Raw genomic sequence first — 23,344 nt, 5'->3', positions numbered from 1 at the left:
GCAGGGGAAAGCACCGCCGAGGGCCGGGTCCAGCAACAGCGCTTGAGCGCGGGGCGTTCCCCACGGACGCCGGCGTCCCACCGCCCACGGGACGTGACCGCACCAAGGAAAACGAGGAGTCCATGGCCCGCTCGAAGAACACCAAGGCACCCGCCGCCCGAGTGGCGGTAGACGTCGGATCCACCGGCACCCGTCCGGCGTCGAAGGCAGCAGTGGCCCTGCTCATCCTGAGCATCGTGGTCGCTGTCTGGGCCGTCGCGATGATGACCGCTCCGGGTCGCGTCGGATACATCTACTTCTTCTCCTACCTCGACTACTACGTCGGGGTCATCAGCCTGGTGTCGCTGTCGATCACCATCATGGTCGGCCTGGTCGCCACGGACCGGCTGGTCCTCAGCGTCCGCCAGCGTGTGCTGCTGCAGTCCGTGCACCGCACCACCGGTGTGATCGCGGTCGGCGCGCTCGTCCTGCACGTCTGGACGAAGTTCGCCAAGGACTACATCGGCGTCATCGACATCGTGATCCCCTTCCTCACCCAGGGGCTCAACAAGTGGTACGTCGGACTCGGCCCGATCGCCGGCTGGATCATGATCCTGGTCCTCTGGTCCGGTATCGCCCGTGCCCGGTTCATCGGCCGCGGCCGGCCCTGGATGTGGCGTGGCATCCACGCCATCTCGTACCTGATCTGGCCGATCGCCCTCATGCACGGCCTCTCCGCCGGCCGTGCCGCCGCCACCTGGGTCACCGTCAGCTACATCGTGTGCGTCCTCGGCGTCGTCGTCGGCCTCGCGGTGCGCCTGAGCGTCAGCCTCAACCGGCGCAAGGACTTCGCCTCGCCGGCCGGTGTCGGCGCGGTCAAGTCGCAGGAGACCGGCGCGCTGGTGCCCACCGCGTCGGCGCCGATCCGCCGCCCGTCCCGCCAGCCGGCCGTCGACCTGCTCGCCCCGGCCGGCGCCGAGCCGGCCACGATGGCGCCGCCGGCCTGGAACCAGCCGACCGGAGGCCCGGCCGCTGGCCCGTCCGTGCCGGCCTGGAACCAGCCGTCCGCCCCGCAGGCCGCCCGTCCGGTCAGCCCGGCGCCCGCGGCCCGTCCGGTCAGCCCGGCCCCGGCGCCGGTCGAGGACGACTACCCGCCCCGCCGCCGGCCCGAGCTGGAGGCGCCCGCGCCCCGGCAGCGCCGCGCCGTCGAGGACGACGAGCGCTACGACACCTCGACCCGGATGTCGCGGCGTGACCTCGAGGAGGAGCGCTACCGGTACGAGGAGGAGCCCGCCCCGCGCTCCCGTGGCGGCCGCTCCGAGATGTACGACGACGGCCGTGGACGTGGCCGCCGTTTCGAGGACGACGAGCCGGCCCCGCGCTCGCGCCGCCGGGACGACGTCGAGTCGACCGGCACGCGCATGCGCCGGGACGACCTCGACGTCACCGGCGCCCGGATGCTCCGCGACGACATGGAGTCCACCGGCGCACGGATGCGGCGTGACGACATGGAGTCCACCGGCGCGCGGATGCGCCGCTTCGAGGACGACGAGCCCGCCCCCCGGGCCCGGCGCCGCGAGCCGGAGTACGACGAGCGTCCCCGTGGCCGCCGTCGTGCCGAGGACGAGTACGAGGACGCCCCGCGCTCCCGCGGCGCCCGCTACGAGGACGAGCCCGCCCCTCGGACCCGCAGCGAGCGCTACGACGAGCCACGCTACGAGGAGCCGCCGGCCCGCCGCAGCCGCAGCGAGTTCGTCGACTTCGCGGACGGACCGGCGTACCCGGCCGACGACACCCCCACCCTGGTGGACAGCGGCTCCCGCCGGAGCCGCCGCGACGAAGGCGGCCGTGGTGGCCGCCGGGGCCGCGACGATGCCGACGACGGCTACTTCTCCCAGCTCCGCGGTGACTCGAGGGACGCGAATTGAGCACGGCACAGGTTCCACCGGTCACGGCCATCGGCACGCCCCGCATCACCGCGGGGTTCGACGAGTACGGCCGTCTCGACCTCCTGGCCCACCAGGAGGTGCACGGCGGGTTCGCGGCGCTCTCCTCCGGTGAGCTGATCGGCCTCGCCGACCGCATCGAGCTGCGCGGCCGCGGCGGCGCCGGCTTCCCGTTCGCCCGCAAGGTCCGCGCGGTGGTCGACTCCTGCCGCCGCCAGGACCTGCCCCCGGTGATCGTGGTCAACGCCACCGAGGGTGAGCCGCCGTCCTGGAAGGACAAGGCGGTCCTGACCCGTGGCCCGCACCTGATCCTGGACGGCGCGGCGCTGGCCGCCGCCGCCCTGGACGCGGAGGAGATCGTCATCGGCGTCGCCGACGACGGGGTCGGCCAGAACTCGCTCGCCGCGGCCCTGGCCGAGCGGAAGATGCCCTGCCCGACCCGGATCGTCGTGGTGCCGCACCGGTTCATCTCCGGTGAGGGCGGCGCGCTGGTCCGCGGCATCAACGGCGAGGCGCACATCCCGCCCGGCCGCAAGGTCCGGTCCAGCGACAACGGCGTGATGGGCCTGCCCACCCTGCTGTCGAACGCGGAGACGTACTCGCAGCTGGCGATCGCGGCCCGGCTCGGACCGTGGGAGTACAACTCGGTCGGCATCCCGGAGGAGCCCGGCACGGTCATGCTGACCGTCGGCGGCTCCGCCACCGCCCCTGCCGTGGTCGAGGCGCCCACCGGCACCCCGCTCATGGAGGTGCTCGAGATGTGCGGCGCCGACCTGGGCCCGGGCCTGCTGGTCGGCGGTTACCACGGCAAGTGGGTCAGCGCCGAGCAGGCCAAGACCATCACCATCTCCCGTAAGGGGTTCGCGAAGGTCGGCGGCACCCTGGGCGCCGGCATGCTCATCCCGATCGGCTCGAAGACCTGCCCGGTCGGCGAGGTCGCCCAGGTCGTGCAGTATCTGGCCGGCGAGTCGGCCGGTCAGTGCGGCCCGTGCCGGATCGGCCTGCCCGACCTGGCCCGCGCGGTCACCCTGGTGTCGCTCGGCGGCAACGCGGTCGAGCAGGTGCGGCAGGCGGCCGGCATGGTCAAGGGCCGTGGCGCGTGCAGCCACCCGGACGGCTCGTCCCGCTTCGCCCTGTCCGCGCTGGAGGTCTTCCACGAGGACGTCCGGGCGCACGCCAACGGCGAGGGCTGCGGCAAGCAGGTCCGTGGCATCCTGCCGCTGCCCTACACGGCCGAGAAGGGCGCCCGGAAGCTGGCCCTGGACTGGTCGCGCTGCGACGGGCACGGCCTGTGCTCGGCGGTCGCCCCGGAGATCATCCGGCTCGACCACAACGGCTTCCCGGCGTTCCCGCAGACGCCGCTGCCGCCGTGGCTCGAGGACGGCGCCCGCAAGGCGGTCAACGTGTGCCCGGCGCTCGCGCTGCGGCTCACCGAGCCGACACCGGCCAAGTAGATGACGAGCGGGTCCCGCGTACCCCGGCTGCTGTTGCCCCTGGCCCTGACCGCCGTGCTCGCGGCAGCCGGGTGCGGGACCACGCCGGACGCGTCCCCGGAGGCGCCGGCGACCGGACCGTCCCCGGTCGCTGCCGCGCCTCCGGCCTCCGGGGCGGCCACCGCGGAAGCGGTGACCGTCCCGAAGACGCTGACCTTCAGCGGGACCACGCTGGACGGCAAGAGGTTCGACGCCGCGTCGATGGCCGGCAAGCCGGCCATCCTCTGGTTCTGGGCGCCGTGGTGCGCGACCTGCGCCAGCGAGGCGCAGTCGCTGTCCGACATCCATGACGAGTACGCGGACCGCCTCGGCATCCTCGGCATCGCGAGCCTCGGCAGCGTGCCGGAGATGGACGACTTCGTCGCCGACTTCCAGCTCGCCAAGATGCCGCACCTCAACGACAAGGCCGGCAAGCTGTGGAAGCGGTTCGGCATCGTCCAGCAGAGCTGGTACGTGATGCTCGACCGCACCGGCAAGGTGGCCTACAAGGGCTACCTCGACGACCTGCAGCTGACCGAGAAGGTCAAGGAGCTGACCGCCTAGAACGTGGTCGGGGTGGTGGGGGCCTGCCAGGCCGGCTTCTCCGACGGCATTAGGATCCAGGCGATCGGGTAGACGAGGATCTGGCTGCCCGGGATGACGAAGAGGATCAGCACGAACAGCATCCGGGCGATCCACGGGTCGAGGCCGAAGCGGCGGCCGAGGCCAGCGCACACGCCGGCGATCATCCGGCCGTCCAGCGGGCGGACCAGGCCCTGGCGGGCGAGCGAGTCGTGCACGGCGTTCATGAGGGGATCCCTGCCTTCACTGGTGGTGAATCGATGACTCCATGGTGTCGCCACACGGGGGCTATCCGCATCGGGCATGGCCCGGATCCTTGTATCGGGGATCTCCATGAGCCCGCCACCTGTCGGGGGAGAGACACGGCCCTATACAGTGCGAGCGCATACGTAAGGGGGCGCTCCGGGGGGCAGCGGAATGGTCGACGGCGCAGGGCCGGGTGAGCGGACGCAACCGCTGCGCCTCGGCGACCCGCAGACCCTCGGCGACTATCAGCTGATCGGCCGTCTCGGCGAGGGCGGGATGGGCACGGTCTACCTGGGCCGTACCAACGCCGGGGTCCTGGTCGCGGTCAAGATGGTGCGCGCCGACCTGGCCCACGACGACGAGTTCCGGCGCCGCTTCCGCAGCGAGGTCAACCGGGCCCGGCAGGTGCCGCCGTTCTGCACCGCCGAGGTGCTCGACGCCGACCCCGACCACGAGTCGCCCTACCTCGTCGTCGAGTATGTGGACGGACCCACCCTCGCCGACGTGGTCGAGCAGCGCGGGCCGCTGACCAGCGCCAACCTGCACGGCGTGGCGATCGGGGTGGCGACCGCGCTGACCGCCATCCACGGCGCCGGGGTGATCCACCGCGACCTCAAACCGCGCAACGTGCTGCTCGCGCCGGGCAGCCCCAAGGTGATCGACTTCGGGATCGCCCGGGCCATGGAGGCGACCAGCGCCAACACGCGTACCGATCAGATGGTCGGCACGGTGGCGTACATGGCGCCGGAGCGCTTCTCCTCGGACGAGGACACCCCGCTCACGCCGGCCGCGGACGTGTTCGCCTGGGGCAGTGTGGTGGCGTATGCGGGGACCGGCCAGACCCCGTTCTTCGCCGACTCGCCGCCGGCCATGGCAGCCCGCATCCTCACCCAGCCGCCCCGGCTCGACGGGCTCAGCGGCCCGCTGCGCGACCTGGTGGCGCACTCCCTGGAGAAGGATCCGGCGAACCGGCCCAGCTCCCGGGAGCTGCTCGACCTGCTGATCTCCGGCAAGCAGCGGCCGGCCGCCACCGCCGCGGCCTTCGCCGACCAGCCCGATCTGCGGGCCGCCGCGGTCGAGGCACAGGCGGTCACCGGGGTGGCCGGCGACCCGTCGGTGAGCCTGCCGACCCTGGCCATCCCGCCCGGGATGGTCGGCTACGACGAGAACTCGATCGTCACGGTGCCGATCTCCGCGCCGCCGGCCGACACCGTGGCCGGTCCGTCGCCGGCCGTGCCCCGGCAGGGCCGCCGCTGGGCGATGCCGGCGCTGCTCGCGGTCTTCGTGACGGCCCTGGTGGCCGGCGCGGTCCTGGTGGCGCTGGAGCTGCGCAACGAGGACCGGAGCCGGGCCGGCGGCGACACCGTGTCGCCCGCGCCGTCGGCCACCGCCTCCGCTCCGGCCGGGCTGCCGCGCCTGCAGGACAGCCTGCGCCGTCCGTCGCTGTGGACCGCCAAGGACTACCCGGAGGAGCAGGCCACCTGCTACTTCGACAACGCGCTGGTGGCCCGCCGGGAGCAGGCCGGCACCTACAAGTGCCGGGGGCCGCTCGACGAGATCCCGGCCGACATGCACGTCGAGGTGTCGGTCCGGCTGGACACCCCGGACAGCTGCGCGGCGATCTGGTTCCGCAACAACGGCCAGGTCGGTTACCAGGCACGGATCTGCGAGCGCAACATCTACATCGGCCTGCACAACAAGGCCGGCGACGGCAAGATCACCGTGCACAAGACGATCCCGCTGGGGGACGCGCCGATCCCGCTGAACGGTCCCGGCACCCGGATCGGGCTGATCGCCAGGGGCGACCGGGTCGAGGTGTACCGGGACGGCGCGCTGATCGACACCGCCCCGCTGACCGAGCCGGAGCTCCAGGAGGGGCGGGTGCTGCTCGGCGTCTACAACGAGCGCGACGCGCCGGAGACCGGGCCGTACGAGGTGGCCTACACCGACATCAAGATCTGGGATCTGAGCTGACGCGCGGCCCGGGCGCGCTGCCCGGGCCGCATCGGTACGACGTCAGTCCCGGGTCAGCCCGGCCCGGCGCAGCGCGTCGGCCATCGCGCTGTTGCCGAAGCTGTTCCCGCCGCCCTGGCCGCCCCGCTGGCCGCCCTGACGGGGCTGGCGCTGACCGCCCTGCCCGCCGCCGCCCTGGCGCTGCCCGCCGCCGCGCTGGCCGCCCTGGCCGCCGCCCTGGCCACGGTCCTCCCGTGGCTGGCGGCCCCGGTTCGGCTCGTCGCTCAGGCGCATGGTCAGCGAGATCCGCTTGCGGACCGGGTCGACCTCCAGGACGCGGACCTTCACCACGTCACCCGACTTGACCACCTCGCGCGGGTCCTGCACGAACTTCTCCGACAGCGCCGACACGTGGACCAGGCCGTCCTGGTGCACGCCGATGTCGACGAACGCGCCGAACGCGGCCACGTTCGTCACCTGGCCCTCCAGGATCATGCCCGGTTTCAGGTCGGCGATCTTCTCGACGCCCTCGGCGAAGGTGGCCGTGGTGAACGCCGGCCGCGGGTCACGGCCCGGCTTCTCCAGCTCCTTGAGGATGTCGGTGATGGTCGGCAGGCCGACGGTGTCGGTGACGAACTTGTCCGGCCGGATGCCCTTCAGCAGCGGGCTGTTGCCGATCAGCGTCTTCACGTCCGATCCGGCGTCCGCCGCGATGGTCCGGACCAGGGGGTACGACTCGGGGTGCACGCTGGAGAAGTCGAGCGGGTCCTCGCCGTCACGGATCCGGAGGAAGCCGGCGCACTGCTCGAACGCCTTCGGCCCGAGCCGGGCCACGTTCTTGATCTCCTTGCGGTTCTTGAACGGGCCGTTCTGGTCGCGGTGCAGCACGATGTTCTCGGCGAGGCCCGCGGTGATCCCGGAGACCCGGGTCAGCAGCGGCGCGGAGGCGGTGTTGATGTCCACGCCGACGCCGTTCACACAGTCCTCGACCACCGCGTCCAGGGAGCGGGCCAGCTTCACCTCGGACAGGTCGTGCTGGTACTGGCCGACACCGATCGACTTCGGGTCGATCTTCACCAGCTCGGCCAGCGGGTCCTGCAGGCGGCGGGCGATCGACACCGCGCCGCGCAGCGACACGTCCAGGCCGGGCAGCTCCTGCGAGGCGTACGCCGACGCCGAGTAGACCGACGCGCCCGCCTCGGACACGACGACCTTGGTCAGCTTGGCCTCGGGGTGCTTCTTGATCAGCTCGGTGGCCAGCTTGTCGGTCTCCCGCGACGCGGTGCCGTTGCCGATCGCGATCAGCTCGACCTTGTGCTTGGAGGCCAGCGCGGCCAGCCGGTGGATCGACTCGTCCCACTTGTTCTGCGGGACGTGCGGGTAGATCGTGTCGGTCGCGACCACCTTGCCGGTCGCGTCCACCACGGCGACCTTCACCCCGGTGCGGAAACCGGGATCCAGACCCATCGTGGTACGGGTCCCGGCGGGCGCCGCGAGCAGCAGGTCACGCAGGTTGGCGGCGAACACGCGGACCGCCTCGTCCTCGGCCGCCTCCCGCAGCCGGACCCGCAGGTCGGCGCCGAGGTGGATGAGGATCCGGGTGCGCCACGCCCAGCGGACCGTGTCGACCAGCCACTTGTCACCGGCCCGGCCCTGGTCGCTGATCCCGTTGCGCCCGGCGATGCGGCCCTCGAAGTAGCCCTCGTCCTCCTCCGGGTGCGGCTCCATGGTGAGGTCGAGGACGTCCTCCTTCTCACCGCGCAGCATCGCCAGGATGCGGTGCGAGGGCAGCTTCGAGTACGGCTCGGCGAAGTCGAAGTAGTCGGAGAACTTCGCCCCGTCGGTCTGCTTGCCGTCGCGCACCTTGGCGACCAGGCGCCCCCGCGTCCACATCTGCTCACGGAGCTCACCGATCAGGTCGGCGTCCTCCGCGAACCGCTCGATCAGGATCGCCCGCGCCCCGTCCAGGGCGGCCTGCGGATCGGCGACCCCCTTCTCCGGGTCCACGAACGCCGCTGCGGCCGCTTTCGGGTCGACCGTGGGGTCGCCCAGCAGACCGTCGGCGAGCGGCTCCAGGCCCGCCTCACGGGCGATCATGGCCTTGGTACGCCGTTTCGGCTTGAACGGGAGGTAGATGTCCTCCAGCCGGGCTTTCGTGTCGGCCTCGAGGATCTGCTGCTCAAGGGCGTCATCGAGCTTGCCCTGGGAGCGGATCGACTCCAGCACCGCGGCCCGCCGGTCCTCCAGCTCCCGCAGGTAGCCCAGGCGCTCCTCGAGCGTGCGCAGCTGGGCGTCGTCGAGAGTGCCGGTCACCTCCTTGCGGTAGCGGGCGATGAACGGCACCGTGGCCCCGCCGTCGAGCAGCTCGACCGCGGCGGTGACCTGCCCTTCCCGTACCCCGAGCTCCGAGGCGATGCGCTGATGGATAGCTGTCGTCACGTCGACGATTGTTACCGAGCCCGCCCCGCCGTGTCGCGCCACCCCGGACTGTCACCCGCGCGCGACCGTCTCCCCGCGTCCCGGGCCGCCCGCCGGAGGCGCCACGGGTACCGCTTGCGAGGGACGTCCGGAACCCGCCGTGAACCGCCCGAGAGAGCCCACCCGTACCCCGTTGTCGGGAATGTCACGTCGGTCTTGACCGGCGTGTCACGGTGGCGCGAAGCCCGCCGGCCGTGGCAGCGCACGCCGCGCGCCGCCGCCGGACCGGCCCGGGACGCCGCCATCCGGCCCGTGACCTGCGCCGTCGTACCTCCGGGAGAGATCATCGGCCGGAGCGGCCCCGCGGTGGCATACCAGGGATCCGCCGACACTTGGTAGGAGGTACTAGAGACAACGGAATTGGCCTTTGGCACAGTTGTCACATGACGCTTGCTGTCCGGGCGGTCGCCGCCACTGATCAGGGCCTGGTCCGGTCCAACAACGAAGACGCCGTCTTCGTCGGTAATCGACTCTTCGTGGTGGCGGACGGCATGGGCGGGCTGCCCGCCGGTGAGCTGGCGAGCGACATCCTGGTGCAGAGCCTGAGCGTCGTCGACACCGCTCCGGACAACGGCGAGCCGCTCCAGGATCTGATCACCGCCCTGCAGACCGCCAACCAGCGGATCGAGGCCTCCGTCGCGGAGGACGACGCCCGCGACGGCATGGGTACGACGGTGACCGCCCTGCTGCTCTCCGGCGACCGCCTGGCCGCCCTCAACGTCGGCGACTCCCGCTGCTACCTGCTGCGCGACGGCGACTTCCAGCAGCTCACCCGCGACGACACGTATGTGCAGGCCCTCGTCGACCAGGGCGTGCTCACCCCCGACGACGCCCGCCGGCACCCGCAGCGGGCGCTGGTCACCCAGGCCGTGCAGGGCGGCCCGTTCCGCCCGGCGGGCCGGATGATCCCGGCCCGCCTCGGCGACCGGTACCTGCTGTGCAGCGACGGGCTCTCCGACTACGTCGAGGACACCGTCATCGCCCGGACGCTGCGCGAGGTCGCCGACCGCAAGAGCTGCGCGGCCGAGCTGGTCAACCGCACCCTGGAGAACGGGGCGCCGGACAACGTCACGGTCATCGTCGCCGACGTCGTCGAGGCCTGACGGCGATGATCAGGGCCCGCCACCTCCTCGCCGGGGTGGCGGCCGCCACCCTGCTCACCGTCCTGGCCGCGTGCGACTCCGGCGCCGGCACCGCGGAGCCGCCGCTGCCCGAGCTGAAACTGCGGGCCACCGCCGAGCAGTGGCGGCAGGACGAGGTGGCCCGGCAGCTCGGCATCGCCCTGTACAACGACGGCGCGGTGCCGGTGTGGATCTCCCGGGTCGAGCCGGACCTGCCGTCCTTCGAGGGCGAGGCGGCCGTCGACACACCGGCTCTCCTGCCGCCGAACGGGCTCCGGGTGGACGTGACAGTGCCCTACGGCACGGGAGGCTGCGCACCGGCCGCTGAGGCCTCCTCGGTGACCGTCGTGGCGCGGGCCGACGGCGACACCCGCACCCAGCGGATCCGGCTGGCCCTGCCGCACCCCAACGAGCTGCTGAACCGGCTGCTCGCCGACGACTGCGCCGCCGAGACCGTCCGCAAGAGCGTGACGCTGCGCTTCGGCGACTGGACCGACCTGGGCGCCGAGGGCGTACGGGGCAGCCTCGTCGTCGAGCGGACCGCCGCAGCCACCGGCACGGCCCGGCTGCACACCCTCGACGGCAACGTGATGTACCGCCTCACCTACCCCACCGCCACCCCGCTGGCCGAGGTGACCGCCGCCGCGCCGGTCGCCACGCTGCCCTTCACGGCATCGCCGTCGCGCTGTGACATGCACGCCTTCGCCGAGGTCAAGAAGCCCTACGAATTCCCGGTCCGGATCTCCCTCGACGGTGGCAAGCAGCTTTACACCACCGTCCCGGTCGACGACGACGACCGCAAATCCCTCGACACGATGCTGCGCCGCAACTGCGGTGTCCCGCCGGCCGGCTCCTGAGTGTCAGGGCAGCTCGAGAAAATCGCGGAGGGCATTCTCGTCGAGGCGCGCGAGCAGCGTCCTCGGGGCGACGGCGCGGAAGGCGTCGACGCACAGCTCGGCGATCTCCGTCCAGTCGGGGTCGCGGTCGAGGCGGACGCCGACCCAGCCGCGATGGCCCACATAGGGTGGCCGGAAGAAGCGCGCCGAATCGGCGGCGATCAGCTCGGCCTGGGCGCCCGGCGGGGCCGCGCACCACAGATGGGGGAACTCGTCGTCGTGGTGGCCGTCGGCCCACAGCATCACGAACTGCTTGCGGTCGCGGACGAAGAAGGCGGGCGCTCCGTGGCTGAGCCGCTCGGCCGCCTCGGGCAGGCGCAGGCAGATGGCGCGGATCCGCTCGGTCGTCGACTCCATGCCCCGCATTCTGCGCCGTGGGTGTGACATATTCTCGGGCCCGTGCTGATGACGACCGAGCGGCTGATCCTGCGGCGTTTCCGGGCGTCCGACGCGCCGGTGCTGGCGGCCTACCGGTCCGACCCCGACGTGGCGCGGTACCAGTCGTGGGACGCGCCCTTCCCGCTCGAGCGGGCGGAGGTCGCCGTGCGCAACTTCGCGGCCAGTTCACCCACCGAGCCGGGCCGGTTCCAGTATGCGATCGAGCACGCGCCGGAGCAGCGGCTGATCGGGGACGTGTATGTGCTGCTCCACGACAACCTGCTCCAGGGGGAGATCGGGTTCACGCTGGCTTCGGCGTACCAGGGGAAGGGCTTTGCGACCGAGGCCGTGGCCGCCGTGCTGGACCGGTTGTTCCGCGTGCAGGGGCTGCACAAGGTCACGGGGGAGTGCGACGCGCGGAACACGCGGTCGGCGGCGCTGATGGAGCGGCTCGGTTTCCGGCGTGAGGGCCTGCTGCGTCAGCAGACGTTCATCAAGGGCGAATGGACCGACGACCTGCTGTACGGGCTGCTCGCCACCGAGTGGCCCGGCTGACGGCGAAGCGATCCGCGTCCGCCGCGGGGTGATCGCCCGGGACGTCGGGCTCCGCTCCGATCCGCGGAAACCGGCTTGGAGCGAGGCACCGGTTCCCCGGCTGCGCGCGTTGTTCCTGCACAGCCGGGGGTGATCGGTCGTCAGGCCTCGTGGCGCAGCCAGACGGCGCCCAGCGGGGGCACCCGCAGACTCACCGAGGCGTCGAAGCCGTGCCAGGCGATCTTCTCCGCCTCGACCTGGCCCAGGTTGCCGACGCCCGAGCCGCCGTAGAGCTCGCTGTCGGTGTTGATCACCTCGGTCCAGCGGCCGGGGCGGGGCAGCCCGATGCGGTAACCCTCGTGCGGGATGGCGGCGAAGTTGACCACGCACACCAGGGTGTCGCCGTTCGGTGCGAACCGGACGAAGGAGAAGGTGTTGTGCTGCGAGTCCTCGCTGGTGATCCACCGGAAACCGGAGGGGCTGGTGTCCTGCGTCCACAGGGCCGGCGTCTCCCGGTACACCCGGTTCAGGTCCTTGACCAGGCCGCGGATCCCGCCGAACTGCGGATCGTCGAGGAGCGTCCAGTCCAGCCCGCGGCCCTCGTTCCACTCGGCGAGGTCGCCCATCTCGGCGCCCATGAAGAGCAGCTGCTTGCCGGTGAAGGCCCACATGAAACCGAGCAGCGCGCGGGTGTTCGCCAGTTTCTGCCACAGGTCGCCGGGCATCTTGCCGGTCAGGGAGCCCTTGCCGTGCACCACCTCGTCGTGGCTGATCGGCAGCGTGTAGTTCTCACTCCAGGCGTAGACGGTGGCGAAGGTCATCTGGTGGTGGTGCCACTGCCGGTGGATCGGCTCCTTCTCCATGTAGGAGAGGGTGTCGTTCATCCAGCCCATGTTCCATTTGAAGCCGAAGCCGAGACCGCCGAGGTGGGTGGGGCGGGTGACGCCCGGCCACGCGGTGGACTCCTCGGCGATCGTCATGACCCCCGGGTGGTGCTTGTAGACGGTCGCGTTCATCTCCTGCAGGAAGCTGATCGCGTCCAGGTTCTCCCGGCCGCCGTACTGGTTGGGGGTCCACTCGCCGTCCTTGCGGGAGTAGTCCAGGTAGAGCATCGAGGCGACGGCGTCGACGCGCAGGCCGTCGGCGTGGAACTCCTCGCACCAGTAGAGCGCGTTGGCGACCAGGAAGTTGCGGACCTCCTTGCGGCCGAAGTCGAAGACGTAGGTGCCCCAGTCGGGGTGCTCGCCGCGCCGCCAGTCGCCGTGCTCGTAGAGCGGAGTGCCGTCGAATCGGGCGAGCGCCCACTCGTCCTTCGGGAAGTGGGCGGGCACCCAGTCCAGGATCACGCCGATGCCGGCCTGGTGCAGCTTGTCGACCAGGTGCCGGAACTCGTCGGGCGAGCCGAAGCGGGAGGTCGGCGCGTAGTAGCCGGTGACCTGATAACCCCATGAGCCGCCGAACGGGTGCTCCATCACCGGCATCAGCTCGACATGGGTGAAACCGGTGTCGACGACGTACTCGACGAGCTGGTCGGCCAGCTCGGTGTAGGTGAGGCCGGGCCGCCAGGAGCCGAGGTGCACCTCGTAGACGCTGATCGGCTCCTGGTGCCACGACTTGGCGGACCGCTCGCGCATCCACTGCTCGTCGTGCCACTGGTACGACGACTGGTGGACGACCGACGCGGTGGCCGGCGGGACCTCGGTGTGCTGGGCCAGCGGGTCGGCGTGCTCGCGCCACACCCCGTCCCGGCCGAGGATCTTGAACTTGTACTTGGTGCCGATGTGGGCGCCCGGCACGTACAGCTCCCAGACACCGCTGGAGCCGAGCGAGCGCATCGGCCACCCGTCGTACGGCCCCCAGCCGGCGAAGTCGCCGATCACCTGCACACCGCGCGCGCTCGGCGCCCACACCGCGAAGCCGACGCCGGCGCCCCGCGGCTGCGCCCCGAGCACCTTCCACAGCTTCTCGTGCCGGCCCTCGCCGATCAGGTGCAGGTCGAGTTCGCCCAGGGTGGGCACGTGACGGTACGGGTCGTCGCACTGCGTCCCGTCGACGTCGATCCGGTAGTCGAGCACGGTCCCGGGCAGCTCGGCCGCGAAGATCCCGTCCGGGTGCACCTGGGTCGCCTCGTACCGCTCGCCCTCGTGCAGGACGGCCACCGCGGTGGCGCCCTTGCGCAGGGTGCGGATGACGGTGCGGCCGCCGTGCGGGTGAGCGCCGAGGACGCCGTGCGGGTCGTGCGAGTCCCCGGCGATCACGCTGTCCATGGCGCGTTTGTCGGCGGCGAGCCGTGAGGTGGTGGTCTGACCGATCATGGTTTTCGGGTGCCCTCCGGGGTTCATCCGACGAGCCTGGCTATCGACCGCAGGGGGATCCGCAGCCAGCCGGGCCGGTGCCGGGCTTCGTAGGCGGCCTCGTAGACCGCCTTGTCGAGTTCGTACGCCGCCAGCAGCGCCGCCTGATCACGCGGGTCGATGCCCGCCACGTGCGTGTACCCGTCGCAGAACGCCGCCCGGTTGCGGTCCACCCACTCCCGGGCCCGTGCCGCCAGGGGCTCGTCGTCGTCCTGATCGACCAGCAGCTGGTAGGCCGCGTATTCGTAGGAGCGCAGCACCCCGGCCACGTCGCGCAGCGGCGAGTCGGGCAGCCGCCGCTCGTCCAGCGGCTGGCCGGGCTCGCCCTCGAAATCGATCAGCAGCCAGCTCTCCGGGGTGCGCAGCACCTGCCCGAGGTGCAGGTCGCCGTGGATGCGCTGGACCTCGACCTGTTCGCCGGTGAGGGCACTGAACCGGTCGGTGATCGCGGGGACGTGCTGCTGCAGCTCGGGCACCGCGGCGGCGGCGGTCCGCAGCCGGGCCAGCACCGCGTCCAGCGGGAACGGGGCCGGCCCGGTGCCGAGCTGCTCGGCGAGAGTCCGGTGGACCGAGGCGACCGCCTCGCCCAGCCGGTACGACTCGCCCTGGAAGTCGCCGCCGACCTCGTCCGCGGCGTACGCGGCGTCGGCGAACAGGTCACGGGCCGAGGCGGTGGCCATGGCCCAGCCCTCGGCGGAGTTGACCGCGTACTCGGTGACCATGCCGAGCGAGCAGTCGTCGCCCGCCTGGAACGATCCGAGCAGCCGGGCCACGTGCGAGTTGCCGGCCCGGCCGAGCACCCGGTTCAGCTCGATGTCCGGGTTGACCCCGCAGGTGACCCGGCGGAAGACCTTGAGGATCGCGTCCTGGTCGAAGATCACGCTGGTGTTGCTCTGCTCCGCGTCGAACACCCGCGGCCAGGCCTCCAGCGGCAGCGTGACGCCGGGCTCCTTCTCGAAGGTGACGTCGCCGGCCAGCTCCGACCGCTCGACCAGCCCGAGCAGGTGGCGGGCCGCCGCCGGGTCGTAGAGGGCGTCGTAGCCCACCCGGCCGTCGTCGGTGGTCCCGATCGTCGCCACCTGGCTGTATTCGGGGATCGGCCCGGCGCCCCAGCCGACCAGGATCTGATAGCGCTCGGAGCTGCCGTCGGTGTATTCGGCGTCGACGAGGACCAGCTCCAGATCCTCGCCGAGCTGCGTGGCCGACGCCTCCTTGACCGAGGACAGGACTCGGCTGCGGCCGGCGTACCAGCGCTGTTTCGGTAACCACTCGGCGAAAGGCAGCGTCATTGCTTCTCCTCCGACCCGCACAACTGGAACCAGTAGAACCCGTGCCCCGGAAGCGTCAACAGGTACGGCAGCTGGCCTATCCGGGGGAAGTTGACGTGCCCGGTCAGCTCCACCGGGGTGTATCCGTTCCAGTGCTGCAGATTCAACTCGATCGGTTGCGGGAAGCGTGACAGGTTGTTGACGCACAGCACCACGTCGTCGCCGTGTTCGCGCAGATAGGCGAGAACCGACGGGTTGGAGCCGCCCAGCTCGCGGAACGTGCCGACGGCGAACGCCTCGTGCCGGCGGCGGACGGCGAGCATGGTGCGCGTCCAGTTCAGCAGGGAGGTCGCGCTGTCCCGCTGGGCCTCCACGTTGACCGCCTGGTAGCCGTACACCGGATCCTGATTGACCGGAAGGTAGAGGCGGCCCGGCGTGGCCGTGGAGAAACCCGCGTTGCGGTCCGGGGTCCACTGCATCGGGGTCCGCACGCCGTCGCGGTCGCCGAGCCAGATGTTGTCGCCCATCCCGATCTCGTCGCCGTAGTAGAGCACCGGCGAGCCGGGCAGCGACAGCAGCAGGGCGGTGAACAGCTCGATCTGGTTGCGGTCGTTCTCCAGCAGGGGAGCGAGCCGCCGGCGGATGCCGACGTTCGCCTTCATCCGCGGATCCTTGGCGTACTCGGAGTACATGTAGTCGCGTTCCTCGTCGGTCACCATCTCGAGCGTCAGCTCGTCGTGGTTCCGCAGGAAGATGCCCCACTGGCAGTTGTCCGGGATGGCCGGCGTCTGGGCCAGGATCTCCGAGATCGGGAAACGCGACTCCCGGCGTACGGCCATGAAGATCCGTGGCATCAGCGGGAAGTGGAACGCCATGTGGCACTCGTCGCCACCGGAGCGGGCGTCGCCGAAGTACTCCACCACGTCGGCGGGCCACTGGTTTGCCTCGGCCAGCAGCACGCGGCCCGGGAACTCGTCGTCGATCACCTTGCGGCAGTGCTTGAGGAAGGCGTGGGTGGCCGGCAGGTTCTCACAGTTGGTGCCCTCCTCCTCGAAGAGGTAGGGGACCGCGTCCAGCCGGAACCCGTCGATGCCCAGGTCGAGCCAGAACCGCAGCACGTCCAGCATCGCCTCCTGCACCTTCGGGTTCTCGTAGTTGAGATCCGGCTGGTGCGAGAAGAACCGGTGCCAGTAGAACTGCCGCCGGACCGGGTCGAACGTCCAGTTCGACTCCTCGGTGTCGACGAAGATGATCCGCGCGTCCTGGTACTTCTCGCTGGTGTCGTTCCAGACGTAGAAGTCGCCGTACGGCCCGTCGGGGTCGTGCCGGGACGCCTGGAACCACGGGTGCGAGTCGGACGTGTGGTTCATCACCAGGTCGGTGATCACCCGGATGCCGCGCTTGTGCGCTGCGTCCAGCAGGGCCACGAAGTCCTCGACGGTGCCGAACTCGGGCAGCACCTTGTAGAAGTCGCGGATGTCGTAGCCGCCGTCCCGCAGCGGCGAGTCGTAGAACGGCGGCAGCCAGAGACAGTCGACACCCAGCCACTGCAGGTAGTCGAGCCGCTCGATCAGGCCGCGCAGGTCGCCGCCGCCGTCGGAGCCCGAGTCGTAGAACGCCCGGACCAGCACCTCGTAGAACACGGCCCGCTGGAACCAGGTCCGGTCCGCCGGAAGCGCGCGGGCGTGCCCGAAGTCGTCGGAGGTCGGATGCTCGACCACCCCGCCCTCGTTGTGGCTACCCTCGGCCGGGTCGTGCTCGCTCGACAGCTCCATCTGCTCCCCCTACCCCGCCTTGACGACGAAGATGCCTACCCCGTCGGGGCGGCGACGATGCACGCCACCGCCCGGCGGCGACGATGCCTGCCCTATCCCGTCTTGACGACGAAGATGTGCGCCGGCTCGACGAACGGGTCGATCCGGACCGCGTTGTACTGCCCCCACTCGTAGGTGGCGCCGGTGATCTGGTCGACCACCGTGAAACGGTCGTGCCAGTCCAGGCCCAGCGCCGGCATGTCCAGCGTGGTGTTGCCCCACTGCACGTTGCTGCTGTCGAACGAGCAGATCACCAGCACCGTGTTGCCGGTGTCCGGGTCACGCTTGGAGAAACAGAGCAGCGCGCCGTTGTCGACCTCGTGGAACCGCAGGTTGCGCAGCCAGTGCAGCGCCGGGTTCTCCTCGCGGGTGCGGTTCAGCTTGGTCAGGTACGGCGCGAGGGACCGCCCGGCCCGCTCGGCGGCCGCCCAGTCCCGCGGCTTCAGCTCGAACTTCTCGTTGTCGATGTACTCCTCGGCGCCCGGCCGCGCCACGTGCTCGAACAGCTCGTACCCCGAGTAGAGGCCCCACGACGGGGTCAGCATCGAGGCCAGCACCGCGCGGATCTTGAACATCGGCGGCCCGCCGTGCTGCAGCGACTCGTGCAGGATGTCCGGCGTGTTCGGCCAGAAGTTCGGCCGCATCCAGTCGATCGAGGTCAGCAGCTCCTGCATGTACTGCCGCATCTCGTGGGCCGAGTTGCGCCAGGTGAAGTACGTGTACGACTGGGTGAACCCGATCCGGCCCAGCCCGTTCATCATCGCGGGCCGGGTGAACGCCTCGGCCAGGAACAGCACGTCCGGGTCGGTCTCCTTGACCTTGGGGATCAGCCACTGCCAGAAGTTGATCGCCTTGGTGTGCGGGTTGTCCACCCGGAAGATCTTGATGCCGGCGTTCACCCAGTGCATGACCACGCGGTAGACCTCGTCGCGCAGCGTGCGGTAGTCGTTGTCCCAGTTGATCGGGTAGATGTCCTGATACTTCTTGGGAGGATTCTCGGCGTACGCGATGGTGCCGTCGGGCTTCGTCGTGAAGAACTGCGGGAACTCCTTGACCCACGGGTGGTCCGGGGCGGCCTGCAGCGCGAGGTCCATGGCGACCTCCATGCCGAGCTCCTCGGTGCGCGCGATGAAGGCCTTGAAATCCTCGAGCGTGCCCAGCTGCGGGTGGATCGCGTCGTGGCCGCCCTCGTCGGAGCCGATCGCCCACGGCGAGCCCACGTCCTCCGGGCGGGCCACCAGCGTGTTGTTGCGGCCCTTGCGGTTGATCTTGCCGATCGGGTGGATCGGCGGCAGGTAGACGACGTTGAAGCCCATCTCCGCGACGGCCGGCAGGCGCTCCGCGGCGGTGGCGAAGGTGCCGTGCCTGATCGGCGTCGCGTCCGGCCCGATCTCGGCGCCCTCCGAGCGCGGGAAGAACTCATACCACGCCGAGTAGAGGGCGCGCTTGCGGTCCACCCAGATGACGAACGACCGGGTCGTGGTGACCAGGTTGCGCACCGGGTTGTGCCAGAGCAGCTCCTCCAGGTCGAGGGCCGGGGTCACCCGGGCGAACAGCGAGCGCTGGTCGTCGCGCAGCGCCGCCGCCGCGTCCCGGACCCGGTCCTCGTGCTCGGCGGGAACGATCTTGGTGGCCAGGTCGAGCACCTCGGCGCCCTCGACGAGGTCGTTCGCCAGGTCCTCGGAGCCCTGGCCGGCGCCGATCTTCTTCACCACGGCGTCGCGCCACGTCCGGTACGGATCGTCGAACGCCTCCACGGTGAACGTCCACCGGCCCATCGAGTCCGGCCGGATCGCGGCGTGCCACTGATCCAGGCCCGGCTCGCCCGGCGTCATCCGGGTGAACGGCTTGGTCTCCCCGTCGGGTCCACGCCATACCACATTCACGCCGAGCGCGTGGTGACCTTCGCGATAGGACACCGCCGAGACCGGGACGAGCTCGCCGACCACCGCCTTCGCGGGATAGCGGCCACCGGAAACAGCCGGTGTCACGTCTTCGATGGGGAAGCGACCGGTCATGATCTCCACCGTAGTCAGAGGGGCGCAGGAGGACTCGGCGACCGGGAAAACCACCGCCGGCGTCTCTATGACTTCTCCGCAGTGGAGTTTTTGAAACGGCCGATCGCCGCTGCGTCCAACCTACCGGAGGGCCCACCCCGCGGCGCATCCGGACGCGGCCCTCCGCCGCCGGAGAACACGACAATTTCACCTGTCCGCAACAGGCGTTCATCTTCTCCGGCCGCGCCGCGGCCATCTCGCCGGTCTCACCGGCGCGGTCCGCTCACGGTTCGCCCCGCCACCGGTCGACGACCCCCGAGGCCGTACGGCCCCCGCGTGCCATGACCACGGGAGTGCGTCGGTTGCGCTGCGTTGCCATCGAGGAACCCGGCTCAAGAGCGTCCCCGAGCCACCGAGTTAACCCTCGACGCGAGCCGACGACCCGGCAAGCGCGCGAAGGGAGGAGATCGAACGTGGCCGGACCGTCCACCGCACTGTCCCCGGTGATCGCCGCCAGCACCCACTGGCTGGCGCGGGCCTACCCGGGCGGCGAGTCCAACACGGTGGCGCACACGCTCGCCGAGCTGCAGGCCCGGCAGGCCATCACGGTCGCCGCCTGGCTGCGTTACCCGACCGAGATCGACGCCGCGCTGGTCGCGATCGCCGGTCCCGGCGGCTCCGCCGTCCTCGACTGGAAAGCCGGCAGCGAGCCCGACGACGAGTACGCCGACGGCGAGGGCTGGCGCACCTGGGTCGACGAGGTGGTCGTCAGCTGGGCGGCCTGCCTGCTCGCCGACCCGCTGCTGGCCCGCCGCGGCGTCGACGCGGTCATCGCCGCCATGCCGGTCCCCGACCAGCGGCCCCGGCCGCACGCCCGGCGTACCGCCACCACCGGGCTGCCCGCCGAGTTCCGCCGCCTGCTGCAGCCCGACGCCCGCGACCGGGACGCCGCGGCCCTGCTGCGGCACCCCGACCTTCTCGAGCCGATCGCGGCCATGCACCGCGACACGCTCCTCTATCTCCTCGACGCTGAGCAGGACCGCACCCCCCTGGCGGCCTGAATTCAGCACCCCCTCCCGGGGGCCGGGTGAAACACGCGACCGCCCGGTCCCGCCGGAAACGGGAGGGTCCGAAGGCCGCAAGGCCGGCGCCTCCCTGTCCTCCTGGGCGCCGGCCTTGCGGCCTCTCTCTGTCTCTCCCCGGGGTACGGCGTCAGTCGGCCAGCCGGGCCGGGAAGCCGCCCGTGGCGATCGGGCCCCACGACTCGACGGTCACCCGGATCAGGCATTTACCCTGGTCACGCATCGCCTGGCGATACTCGTCCCAGTTCGGGTGCTCGCCGGAGATGCACCGGAAATACTCGACGAGCGGCTCGACCGCGTCGGGCAGGTCGATGACCTCGGCGACGCCGTCGACCTGGACCCACGGGCCGTTCCACTCGTCGGACAGGACGGTGAGGGTCACCCGGGGGTCGCGGCGGATGTTCGCCACCTTGGCCCGCTCCGGATAGCTGGAGATCACGATCCGGCCCTCGGCGTCGACGCCGCACGTGTTCGGCGACGACTGCGGGCGCCCGTCCTTACGGGTGGTGAGCAGGATCGCGCGGTGCCGCGGACGCAGGAACTCGATCAGCTCGTCGCGAGCGACCCGGTTGTTCGTCGCGATGGTGCGTGCCATGACGGACTCCTCTCAGGCGTGCGCGGCCGGCGCTGCGGCGTCGACCGGGATCGCGCCCGGATGCTGACCGCCCGGGCCGGCGGCCGCCTGACCGGCGGCGATCGCGGCGCCGATGATCCCGGCGTTGTTGAGCAGTGTCGCCGGGACGATCGGGGTACGGATGTCGAGCAGCGGGAAGAACTTCTCCGACTTCTTGCTGACGCCACCGCCGACGATGAACAGGCGCGGGGAGAGCAGCATCTCCACGTGACGCAGGTAGCGCTCGACCCGGGCCGCCCACTGCTCCCAGCTCAGGTCCTCGCTCTCCCGGGCGCGGTCGGAGGCGAGCAGCTCCGCGTCGCCGCCGTCCAGCTCCAGATGGCCGAGCTCGGTGTTGGGCAGGAGCACCCCGTCCAGGAACAGGGCGCTGCCGATGCCGGTGCCGAAGGTCAGCATCATGATCAGCCCGGACTGGTCGCGCCCCGCGCCGAACGCGACCTCGGCCACCCCGGCCGCGTCGGCGTCGTTGAGCACCGTCACCGGCTTGCCGAGGCGCTCGGTGAACAGGCGGGCGGCGGGCGCGTCGAGCCACGACTTGTCGACGTTGGCCGCGCTGCGGGTCACCCCGTCGACGACCACGCCCGGGAACGTGACGCCGATGCTGTCGAACCCGTCGAACTGGGCGGCCACCTCAGCGACCGCCTCCACGACGCTTGTCACGTCGGCCGGCTGCGGGGTGGGCACACGGAACCGCTCGGCGAGCAACTCGCCGCCGGCCGGGTCGACCGGCGCCCCTTTCACGCCGGAGCCGCCGATGTCGATGCCGAGGATGGTCATCCGTCTTCCTTCTTCAGGTTTCGTTCGCTGTTGCTGTGTACCACGTGGGGCCGACATCGAATCCAGCGTCTCCCGGTACCCGCCGGGCGGACACCATAGGATGAATTCGCAGCGTGATATCTGGGTTCACGTAATGTCACTCATACTTTCGGCTAGGCATCGGTGGCCTTCTCGGCTAGCGTTGCACTTCAGAACGGTCGCCGCGTGCGGGCACGGCTCTCTGCCCGTCAGATGGAGGACCACTCATGACACTGCTGGAATCACCGACCGTCGATACCGTAGGGGCCGTCGCGTCGCAGTCGGCGAGCGCCTCCGATCTGCTCGCCGCCATGGCCGCGACACCGGCCGGGCGTCAGCGCTCCCGCCTCCGCGACCGGGCGATCGAGGCCTGGCTGCCGCTCGCCCGCCACCTCGCGCACCGCTACTCCGGCCGCGGCGAGCCCACCGACGACCTCGTCCAGACCGCCACCGTCGGCCTCATCAAAGCCGTCGACAAGTTCGACCCCGAACGCGGCGTCGACTTCGCCGGATACGCCATCCCCACCATCATCGGCGAGATCAAGCGCCACTTCCGCGACCGCACCTGGTCCGTCCGCGTCCCCCGCCGCCTCCAGGAGCTGCGCCTCGCCATCACCGAGGCCAACGCCACCCTGACGCACTCGCTGGGCCGGTCGCCGACCGTCCCGGACATCGCCACCCATCTCGGGATCACCGAGGAAGAGGTGCTGGAGGGCCTGGAGGGCGCCCGCGCCTACAACGCGACCTCGCTGTCCACGCCGATCAGCGCCGACGGCACCACCGAGCTGGGCGACACCCTGGGTGGCGAGGACCACGAGTTCGAGGTCGCCGAGACCCGGGTCGCCCTCGGCCCCGCCCTGGCCACCCTGGACGAGCGCGAGCAGCGGATCCTGACGCTCCGCTTCTACGGCAACCTGACCCAGAGCCAGATCGCCGACGACATCGGCATCTCCCAGATGCACGTGTCCCGCCTGCTGACCAAGGCCTTGGCCAAGCTGCGCCGCGAACTGACCGACTGACCCACGCCGCGACCGGCCGGCCCCGGAGCTGTCTCAGCCACCGTTCCACAGCCCGAGCGCCGGCCGGGATACGTCGCCGGGTGCTGGCCGGTTTGTCTCGGCCAGCACCCACGGCTGTTTCAGGGGTGACGGTGAGCCGGGACTCGGCCCGGCGGGCGCGGGCCGGTCCTGCGCCGGGATCACGTCGCGGGGGAGCTGCGCGACGGTGTGGTGCGGTTGAGGGCTGGGTCGTCCGTACCTCTGCGTTGGTTTATTTTGCGCCGCTGGCCCGCCAGTTGAGGCTGATCAGGAGGGTTCGGGCCTCGTCGGCCACCTCGGTGGCGGCGTGGACCTCGTAGGTGGCGGCCTGCAGGGAGCTTCGGGAGGTGAAGTCGCGGCGGCCGCCGGTCGCGGCGTGGGCGATGGCGCCGAAGATCGCGCCCCAGACCGCGCCGATGATCACCGTGGTGAAGAGGACCGCCAACCAGCTCGAGTCGCTGAAGATGCCGAAGAACAGGCCGATCAGCAGGCCGAACCAGGCGCCGCTGGCCGCTCCCGCGCCGGCCGCCCGGCCGATGGTGAGGCGGCCGAGGACGTTCTCGACGAGGCGGAGATCGGTGCCGACGATCGACGTTCGCTCGACCGGGAACTTGTTGTCCGACAGGTGGTCGACGGCCTGCTGGGCGAGGGCGTAGTCCGGGTAGGTGCCGACCACGACGGTCGGGCCGGAGGTCAGGGTGGTTCCGGTCGTCTGGGCGGGCAGCGAGGGGACCGCGCCGGCGGGGCCGGGCGGCACCGGAGTGCCGGTGACGGACGC

General features: G+C 71.2%; 19 protein-coding genes. 9 read left to right on the top strand and 10 right to left on the bottom strand.

All coding sequences use genetic code 11. The features are described 5' to 3' along the window. Positions 1-122: 122 nt before the first annotated feature. The 3 genes from BM290_RS09480 to BM290_RS09470 are packed head-to-tail and all read left to right on the top strand — an operon-like array spanning position 123 to position 3,961. Positions 123-1,907, top strand: coding sequence for a translation initiation factor III (locus tag BM290_RS09480; RefSeq protein ID WP_093612108.1), 1,785 nt, complete (start codon positions 123-125; stop codon positions 1,905-1,907). Further along, entirely contained in the window at positions 1,904-3,379 is a 1,476-nt protein-coding gene (locus BM290_RS09475; protein ID WP_093612106.1) for an NADH-quinone oxidoreductase subunit NuoF family protein, read from the top strand. The genes BM290_RS09480 and BM290_RS09475 overlap by 4 nt, the downstream gene beginning before the upstream one ends. Next, positions 3,380-3,961 (top strand): TlpA family protein disulfide reductase, encoded by a 582-nt coding sequence (locus tag BM290_RS09470; protein ID WP_093612104.1) that lies wholly within the window; start codon positions 3,380-3,382, stop codon positions 3,959-3,961. On the opposite strand, the gene BM290_RS09465 is transcribed toward BM290_RS09470, so the two are convergent. Beyond that, positions 3,958-4,206 carry a PspC domain-containing protein gene (locus tag BM290_RS09465; RefSeq protein ID WP_093612102.1) on the bottom strand — a complete coding sequence of 83 codons (249 nt, stop codon included), beginning with the start codon at positions 4,204-4,206 and terminating at the stop codon, positions 3,958-3,960. The genes BM290_RS09470 and BM290_RS09465 overlap by 4 nt on opposite strands. Positions 4,207-4,396: 190 nt before the next feature. On the opposite strand from BM290_RS09465, the gene BM290_RS09460 reads away from it, so the two are divergent. Further along, complete coding sequence (locus BM290_RS09460) at positions 4,397-6,199, top strand: serine/threonine protein kinase (RefSeq protein WP_093612100.1); 1,803 nt, start codon at positions 4,397-4,399, stop codon at positions 6,197-6,199. Between the two features lie 42 nt (positions 6,200-6,241). Here the strand turns inward: BM290_RS09460 and BM290_RS09455 are convergent, their stop codons facing one another. Continuing rightward, positions 6,242-8,617 (bottom strand): Tex family protein, encoded by a 2,376-nt coding sequence (locus tag BM290_RS09455; protein WP_093612098.1) that lies wholly within the window; start codon positions 8,615-8,617, stop codon positions 6,242-6,244. Between the two features lie 422 nt (positions 8,618-9,039). Between BM290_RS09455 and BM290_RS09450 the strand changes: the two genes are divergently transcribed. Next, positions 9,040-9,759 carry a PP2C family protein-serine/threonine phosphatase gene (locus BM290_RS09450; RefSeq protein ID WP_093612096.1) on the top strand — a complete coding sequence of 240 codons (720 nt, stop codon included), beginning with the start codon at positions 9,040-9,042 and terminating at the stop codon, positions 9,757-9,759. A 5-nt stretch (positions 9,760-9,764) separates the two neighbouring features. Next, complete coding sequence (locus tag BM290_RS09445) at positions 9,765-10,634, top strand: hypothetical protein (RefSeq protein ID WP_093612094.1); 870 nt, start codon at positions 9,765-9,767, stop codon at positions 10,632-10,634. Between the two features lie 3 nt (positions 10,635-10,637). Here BM290_RS09445 and BM290_RS09440 read toward each other — a convergent pair whose 3' ends face one another. Beyond that, on the bottom strand, positions 10,638-11,030 hold the full coding sequence (locus BM290_RS09440) for an MmcQ/YjbR family DNA-binding protein (RefSeq protein ID WP_093612092.1): 393 nt from the start codon (positions 11,028-11,030) through the stop codon (positions 10,638-10,640). A 48-nt stretch (positions 11,031-11,078) separates the two neighbouring features. Here BM290_RS09440 and BM290_RS09435 point away from each other — a divergent pair, with 48 nt between their 5' ends. Beyond that, positions 11,079-11,606: a GNAT family N-acetyltransferase gene (locus BM290_RS09435; RefSeq protein ID WP_093612474.1), complete on the top strand. Its 528-nt coding sequence runs from the start codon at positions 11,079-11,081 to the stop codon at positions 11,604-11,606. A gap of 140 nt (positions 11,607-11,746) precedes the next feature. Here the strand turns inward: BM290_RS09435 and glgB are convergent, their stop codons facing one another. The 4 genes from glgB to BM290_RS09415 all read right to left on the bottom strand — a co-directional run bounded on the left by glgB (position 11,747) and on the right by BM290_RS09415 (position 19,039). Further along, a complete protein-coding gene (gene glgB, locus BM290_RS09430) occupies positions 11,747-13,852 on the bottom strand; it encodes a 1,4-alpha-glucan branching protein GlgB (RefSeq protein WP_093612472.1) in 2,106 nt (701 codons plus the stop codon). Between the two features lie 71 nt (positions 13,853-13,923). Continuing rightward, positions 13,924-15,228: a maltokinase N-terminal cap-like domain-containing protein gene (locus BM290_RS09425; protein WP_093612090.1), complete on the bottom strand. Its 1,305-nt coding sequence runs from the start codon at positions 15,226-15,228 to the stop codon at positions 13,924-13,926. Beyond that, entirely contained in the window at positions 15,225-16,982 is a 1,758-nt protein-coding gene (gene treS, locus BM290_RS09420; protein ID WP_093612088.1) for a maltose alpha-D-glucosyltransferase, read from the bottom strand. Before treS ends, BM290_RS09425 begins: the two co-directional genes overlap by 4 nt. Positions 16,983-17,074: 92 nt before the next feature. Next, complete coding sequence (locus tag BM290_RS09415; protein ID WP_093612470.1) at positions 17,075-19,039, bottom strand: alpha-1,4-glucan--maltose-1-phosphate maltosyltransferase; 1,965 nt, start codon at positions 19,037-19,039, stop codon at positions 17,075-17,077. A 452-nt stretch (positions 19,040-19,491) separates the two neighbouring features. Between BM290_RS09415 and BM290_RS09410 the strand changes: the two genes are divergently transcribed. Then, positions 19,492-20,079 carry a hypothetical protein gene (locus BM290_RS09410; protein WP_093612086.1) on the top strand — a complete coding sequence of 196 codons (588 nt, stop codon included), beginning with the start codon at positions 19,492-19,494 and terminating at the stop codon, positions 20,077-20,079. 151 nt (positions 20,080-20,230) lie between these two features. Here BM290_RS09410 and BM290_RS09405 read toward each other — a convergent pair whose 3' ends face one another. Continuing rightward, positions 20,231-20,695, bottom strand: a complete 465-nt coding sequence (locus tag BM290_RS09405) for a PPOX class F420-dependent oxidoreductase (protein ID WP_093612084.1) — start codon at positions 20,693-20,695, stop codon at positions 20,231-20,233. A gap of 12 nt (positions 20,696-20,707) precedes the next feature. Beyond that, the gene (ppgK, locus tag BM290_RS09400; RefSeq protein ID WP_093612082.1) at positions 20,708-21,511 is read right to left on the bottom strand and encodes a polyphosphate--glucose phosphotransferase; all 804 of its coding nucleotides are present in this window, start codon (positions 21,509-21,511) and stop codon (positions 20,708-20,710) included. Between the two features lie 245 nt (positions 21,512-21,756). Between ppgK and BM290_RS09395 the strand changes: the two genes are divergently transcribed. Continuing rightward, entirely contained in the window at positions 21,757-22,548 is a 792-nt protein-coding gene (locus tag BM290_RS09395) for a SigB/SigF/SigG family RNA polymerase sigma factor (protein WP_093612080.1), read from the top strand. 250 nt (positions 22,549-22,798) lie between these two features. On the opposite strand, the gene BM290_RS09390 is transcribed toward BM290_RS09395, so the two are convergent. Beyond that, positions 22,799-23,323, bottom strand: a complete 525-nt coding sequence (locus BM290_RS09390; protein ID WP_093612468.1) for a YflT domain-containing protein — start codon at positions 23,321-23,323, stop codon at positions 22,799-22,801. Between the last annotated feature and the right edge of the window lie 21 nt (positions 23,324-23,344).

It is taken from the genome of Actinoplanes philippinensis, assembly GCF_900113015.1.
Lineage (GTDB): Bacteria > Actinomycetota > Actinomycetes > Mycobacteriales > Micromonosporaceae > Actinoplanes > Actinoplanes philippinensis.
This window is presented reverse-complemented; position numbering and strand designations above follow the sequence as displayed.

Excerpts from the sequence above, each read along its gene's own strand:
- BM290_RS09425 (WP_093612090.1), bottom strand. The coding sequence starts at position 15,228 with ATGACGCTGCCTTTCGCCGAGTGGTTACCGAAACAGCGCTGGTACGCC.
- ppgK (WP_093612082.1), bottom strand. The coding sequence starts at position 21,511 with ATGACCATCCTCGGCATCGACATCGGCGGCTCCGGCGTGAAAGGGGCG.
- glgB (WP_093612472.1), bottom strand. The coding sequence starts at position 13,852 with ATGGACAGCGTGATCGCCGGGGACTCGCACGACCCGCACGGCGTCCTC.
- BM290_RS09435 (WP_093612474.1), top strand. The coding sequence starts at position 11,079 with ATGACGACCGAGCGGCTGATCCTGCGGCGTTTCCGGGCGTCCGACGCG.
- BM290_RS09405 (WP_093612084.1), bottom strand. The coding sequence starts at position 20,695 with ATGGCACGCACCATCGCGACGAACAACCGGGTCGCTCGCGACGAGCTG.
- BM290_RS09415 (WP_093612470.1), bottom strand. The coding sequence starts at position 19,039 with ATGACCGGTCGCTTCCCCATCGAAGACGTGACACCGGCTGTTTCCGGT.
- BM290_RS09460 (WP_093612100.1), top strand. The coding sequence starts at position 4,397 with ATGGTCGACGGCGCAGGGCCGGGTGAGCGGACGCAACCGCTGCGCCTC.
- BM290_RS09440 (WP_093612092.1), bottom strand. The coding sequence starts at position 11,030 with ATGGAGTCGACGACCGAGCGGATCCGCGCCATCTGCCTGCGCCTGCCC.
- BM290_RS09470 (WP_093612104.1), top strand. The coding sequence starts at position 3,380 with ATGACGAGCGGGTCCCGCGTACCCCGGCTGCTGTTGCCCCTGGCCCTG.
- treS (WP_093612088.1), bottom strand. The coding sequence starts at position 16,982 with ATGGAGCTGTCGAGCGAGCACGACCCGGCCGAGGGTAGCCACAACGAG.
- BM290_RS09480 (WP_093612108.1), top strand. The coding sequence starts at position 123 with ATGGCCCGCTCGAAGAACACCAAGGCACCCGCCGCCCGAGTGGCGGTA.
- BM290_RS09465 (WP_093612102.1), bottom strand. The coding sequence starts at position 4,206 with ATGAACGCCGTGCACGACTCGCTCGCCCGCCAGGGCCTGGTCCGCCCG.
- BM290_RS09450 (WP_093612096.1), top strand. The coding sequence starts at position 9,040 with ATGACGCTTGCTGTCCGGGCGGTCGCCGCCACTGATCAGGGCCTGGTC.
- BM290_RS09395 (WP_093612080.1), top strand. The coding sequence starts at position 21,757 with ATGACACTGCTGGAATCACCGACCGTCGATACCGTAGGGGCCGTCGCG.
- BM290_RS09445 (WP_093612094.1), top strand. The coding sequence starts at position 9,765 with ATGATCAGGGCCCGCCACCTCCTCGCCGGGGTGGCGGCCGCCACCCTG.